Consider the following 4,954-nt stretch of genomic DNA (forward strand, 5'->3'; position numbering starts at 1 on the left):
GCGATCGACGCGGCCTTGGCCAGGTCCCGCTCGCGCAGTGCCGGCGTCGCCGCGATGACCTGCAGGCGTGGTTCGGCGAAGGGGCGGTTGTCCTCAAGGAGGTGCTCGACCTTGCGGAAGGCGTGGAGCAGCAGATCGAGCGGCTTGAGACCGTCGGGTGCCTCCGCCACCGCCCTTGGGACCCTCCTGCATCACAAGGTGGAGCGGATGCGGTCGCGAAGCTGCCCGGCTGATTCGGCGAGGTTCTGCAGCGAGATCGTTTCGGGATCGGGGGGCGGGGGCGCGCCGAAGACGAGCAGACCGGTCAGCTTGTCCAGCATGTCGGCGGCGTCCCTGCGGTCGAGCTGGGGGTAAGTCAGTAGCTGATCGCCGATGGCCAGCAGGAGTCGGGTCGCTTCGGCGGCGGCTTCACGCTGGTGATGACGCTCGGCTTCGGGGTCGGGACAGCCCGCGACAAAGGAGGTGTCGTGATGGCGCATCGCGAGGTCCGCCCAAACCTGGGCAACATCGATCCGGTGGTCGCCTTCCAGGTATTTGTAGGCCCGGCGGGCGAGTTCGGCAGCCCTGACTCCCGGCTCTATGTTCGACGACCCATGGGTGAGGAGTCCGATGAGTTTCCGCAGGAGTCCGGCAAGCCCGAGTAGGTCGTCGGACCCAAGATCTGGGTCGGGAAGTGCTTCGGCCATGGGCTCGGCGATCGCTGCCGCGCGTTGTGCTACCTCGCGCTGCTTCGCAAGTTCGGCGTTGCCGAGATCCGGGTTGCCGGCCCAGTGGCCGAACCAGTAGCCGGTTTCGTGATGGCGCATGGCGAGGGCTGTGTAGGCCTGCGCGAGGTCGACCCGATGGTCGCGGTCGTGCATGTTCGCGTAGACGATGTGCACCAGCTCACCGGCGCGGTCGCTGGGCGCCGAGTCGGCCGAGCCGAAGCTCGCGAACCCGATCAGCATGTTCAACATACCCGCGATGCGTCCCAGGTCCTCCTCCGAAACCTCGGAGGACGGCACGGACCGTACGATCGGGTCCAAGATCGAGAGGGCTTCGGCGGCGGCTTCGCGCTGATGGAGTTGCTCGACTGAGTCGCCGGGCCAGGCCGCGACGACGAAGGAGGTCAGGTGGTGGACTTGCGCTTCGTTGGTCCATACTCCGGCGATGTCCACTGAGTGGTCTCCGGGAGACCGGGCGTAGAGGTCGCGGGCCAGGCTTGCGGCGTCAGACGCGTCGGCGCTGATGGGAGAGCCGAAAGCGAGGTAGCCCATCAGATCGACGATCTGGGACGCGAGGATCACGAGTTCGTCCTCTTCTTCGGACGCGAGGAACTGGTAGATGTCCCATGCGTTGTGCGCTGCCGCGAGCTGGACGGGCACGTTATTCGGGTGGGCGCTTCGGGCGGTGCCGTGCCATTGACCGGCGAGGTCGCGGAGCTGATCGTCGCCCAGGCCGGGATTGTCCAACCGTGCCCGCCGGAATTCGTCGAGGCCTTGCAGGGTGGCGGCGCGAGCGTCGAGGTATTTGCCCGCGCCGAAGAATGCTTTTGCGCGCTGATAGGTGGCGTCAATGACGGCGTGGTGCCATTGGGGGCACGCGGCTGAGTTGTCGGCGCGGTGGGGTACGAGGTGGTTGCGGAAATCTAGGACGAGGGGCGTGTTGCACTGCGGGTGGCGGATTTCCAGATAGCCGTCATGGCCGTTGGGCGCGTTGAGGTAAGGGCCTTCCACCAGGTGTGTGGTGCCGAAGGATTCGGGGAGGAGCTGACCGTCCATCCTGAGGATGCGCGGACGGTACTTTTCCCCTTCGGCCCAGGTCCGGAATAGGAAGCTGTGACCGTCCGGCGCGTTGAACAGGTAGTCGGTGGCGTAGTCGAGCGGGTCGGGAAGCTGATTGCGGTCCAGGGTCTGCTCTTTGAATTCGGCGAATGTCATCGGGGCGGGAGCGTCCGGATCACCCGGGGTCCGCAGTTCGAGGACATAGATGAAGCCGAGGCTGTCCAGCGGCTCCACCAGCTGGGCCCCGCCGGGCGGGGTTCGATACGCGGCGACGTAGTAGCCCAGATCGCCATGGTCGATGAAGAACCAGCCGCGCTGGCCCGCGGGAAACCCTGGCAACCTGAGATTTCCGCCGCACGCGAAGCCGAGGTGCACGCAGGTGTTGACGCCGCGTTCGGTATAGGGATCGAATCGGATGAGGTCGGCGAAGAACGGATCGGCGTGCCGCGGCAGGAGGGTCGTGGCCTGAGGTACGGCGCATCCGTTGGTTCCCGTTCTCGACATGACCACGTTGTCGCTGCCACTTCCGCTGTTGAGGAACATTCCTCCGGCCGTAAGTAGGAAAGAAGGTGACTTGTAGTAGATTTCGACACCCCCGTCGGGTTGCTCGCCGTGCGGCGGGATGGGACGGGTGCCGTGGTAGAAGGTGTGTTGATAGGCCGCTTGCTCGGTGAGCGACAGAATGTATGCGGCCGCGGGCGGGCGATAGCTGCCGGCCGCGAATAACAGTGCCTCGGGCAGCCAGTTGTCGTCGAACCACATCGACGGAGTGCCATCGGGTGCGGTCGGCCCGAAGTACGCCAACGAGAAACCGGTCAACGGGTGACCGTGTTTCCACATCAGGCTATTGAGTTCGCCCGTGGCCGCGTTGACGTGTTCACGGCGGCGACGGAAGGGGCCGGCATGTCTGTGCCGGCAACTGGAGACTGCGAATTTGACGGCCAGGTAGTCCAGTACATGGCGCGCGGCGGTGCGCAGCGGTGGGTCGGTAGAGAACTCGTAGAGGTTGAGCAACGAGTGCACCGTCGGTCGGTTGTAGGGGCGTGAATTGAACTCTAGCAGATCGTATTTGGCCCAGACCTGCAGCATGTTCATCAGCCAGTCGGCGAGCCCATTTTTCAGATTGTCGTACTGGTCGTCCTGAGTGAGTTCGAAGTAGATCTGATTGGCGAGGAATCGTGACGACTCGATCATGAGAACATGGTTCTCAGTTTCCGGCCCGACACCGATGACGGGAATGGCTGTGTAACTTTCGATGTCTTCGTCGTGACCGCCATGCAGCTCCAGCGGAATCAATTTTGACATCATCCAGGTAATAAGTGACTCGGTCAGCTGTTGGCGGTAGCGCAGCATGATGGTCATCAAACCTTTGATGGTCATGTCGTATTCGCCGTCGGTGCCCATGGGAGACTTGGGATTCATCTGACGTAGCGCCACGGCCACTTGAACGGAGCTTCGCGGCTGCCCCTCGCTGCGATAGTCACTCTGCTGCCGCATCATGTGCAGGTGCGCGATCAGTTGGAACGTCACATCCTCACCGTCGCTGGGCATATTGCGCAGATCGAAGGGTTGGGTGCGGATGTAGTGTTCGGCGACCGCGTTGATTCGGTCTCGGTGGCTCGCCGCTGCGTGCTCGGGGCTGCCATCGAGGGCGGGCCGGTCCAGATGCGGACTGATCGGCTGGTGCCAGAACTTCAGTTTCGCAGCAAATTGCTGCCCGGCGAAATCTGTGACCTTGATCAGGTAGTTCCTCGATGACTCCGTGTCCCACGGAACGCCTGCGTTACGCACGGGATAGAAACGAGCATAGCCGGAGCTGTATCCGTTCTGCGCCCATTTCAGCCACTCGATCTCGTTCGAATTGATGGTCTGGGAGTGTTCCGCGCCTTGGCCGACATCCAGGTTGAATACTTCAACAGTGTTGTCGAATGTCCCAAGAGGTGCGGCAACATCGGTGTAACCCCAATAGATGTGCACCGCGCGGGCGTCTCGATAGCTGGCGAGCGTAGCTCTGGGCCCGTACTGCGGGAAGGTGGCGATTACGCCTCGCTCGAAGGTTTGGCTGCGGCCACCGCCGTCTGCTGCGATCGAGGATCCGACCGGCGCCCCGAACACCCCATCGCCAGCGCCGAAAACATGCCAACGCTCAGCGATGAGTGGATCATCGGGAACCGCAGCCTCAGTTGGAACAGCGGCCGGACCGATCGTGAAACGGATCAGCGGGGTCCACCCCTGAACAGTGGACTCGCCACCGAACAGGCCCGGGGCATCGACACCCTTCACCTTGAACGCGTATTCACCGAAATCGTGGAGTCGCACAAAGTACGTTCCGCGCCGCACGCCAGGCAGCTCCGGAAGTTTGAACCCACTCAGTTCCAGGTTTGCATGACCTGCACCGGTGAAGGGCTGCGATCCATCCCGCCTGTACAGGACGTCGATGCGGAAGTAGTCGTAGTGCAGCTGCGACTCGCGTGTCACCGACCAGTCGAAGACCACCTCACCGCCGAGACGGAAGACAGTAAGCACCATCTCCTGATCGGGCATCCATGCGATCACGCCGTGCTCGAAACTCTGCCGCCGTCCGCGCTGACCGTCCTCGAGATCCATTTCAACGCCGACGGGAGCGCCAAGAGGACCATTTTCCGCCAGCAGTTCCTGCCAGCGCTCGCCGATCAGCCCGGCAACGGGAAACGATGCGTTCGGCATGGAGTCCTCCATCACATCTGTGCCGATGGCGGCAGTACCCGTCCCGACTCAGTCGCGAGCACCCATTGCGTCCGTGCTCCGGAGCGATCAGTGTTCGCCGAGCTGTGGCCGGCATGGGCGGTCCCTCTTCCCCGAGAATCCTGGCCCTGAGGGGATTATCGCGCCAACTCCTGGGTCAAGCCACAGCCGGATGCGGCCACACCATGTGGTTACCTGCCCTCTGGGGGGCACGTCCACGGACGTGGCGTATGAATTGACCTTCACGTGATCCTGTTTCTGCAGGTTAAGTGGTAAGTGTCTTCTTGGTCGTTGAACCAACTACCGGAGACCTCTTCTTTAACGATCAACGACACGCCCAACCACGTCGTGATCTTTCGAAACACGGCCTAGGAGCGGCCCTCGAGCAAGCCCATGGCGAGAACCTTGAACTGCGGCGTGAACTCGCCCGCCGCGGTGGCAGCTGCTACTAGGGTGCTGCTTGTGCT

The 4,954-nt window shown here is 62.9% G+C and carries 1 protein-coding gene; it reads right to left on the minus strand.

The genetic code is table 11. The annotated features are described in order from the left end of the window. Positions 1-191 precede the first annotated feature (191 nt). On the minus strand, positions 192-4,469 hold the full coding sequence (locus AB0J71_RS49740; protein WP_364421433.1) for a hypothetical protein: 4,278 nt from the start codon (positions 4,467-4,469) through the stop codon (positions 192-194). Between the last annotated feature and the right edge of the window lie 485 nt (positions 4,470-4,954).

This window comes from Nonomuraea sp. NPDC049637 (assembly GCF_040675235.1).
GTDB lineage: Bacteria > Actinomycetota > Actinomycetes > Streptosporangiales > Streptosporangiaceae > Nonomuraea.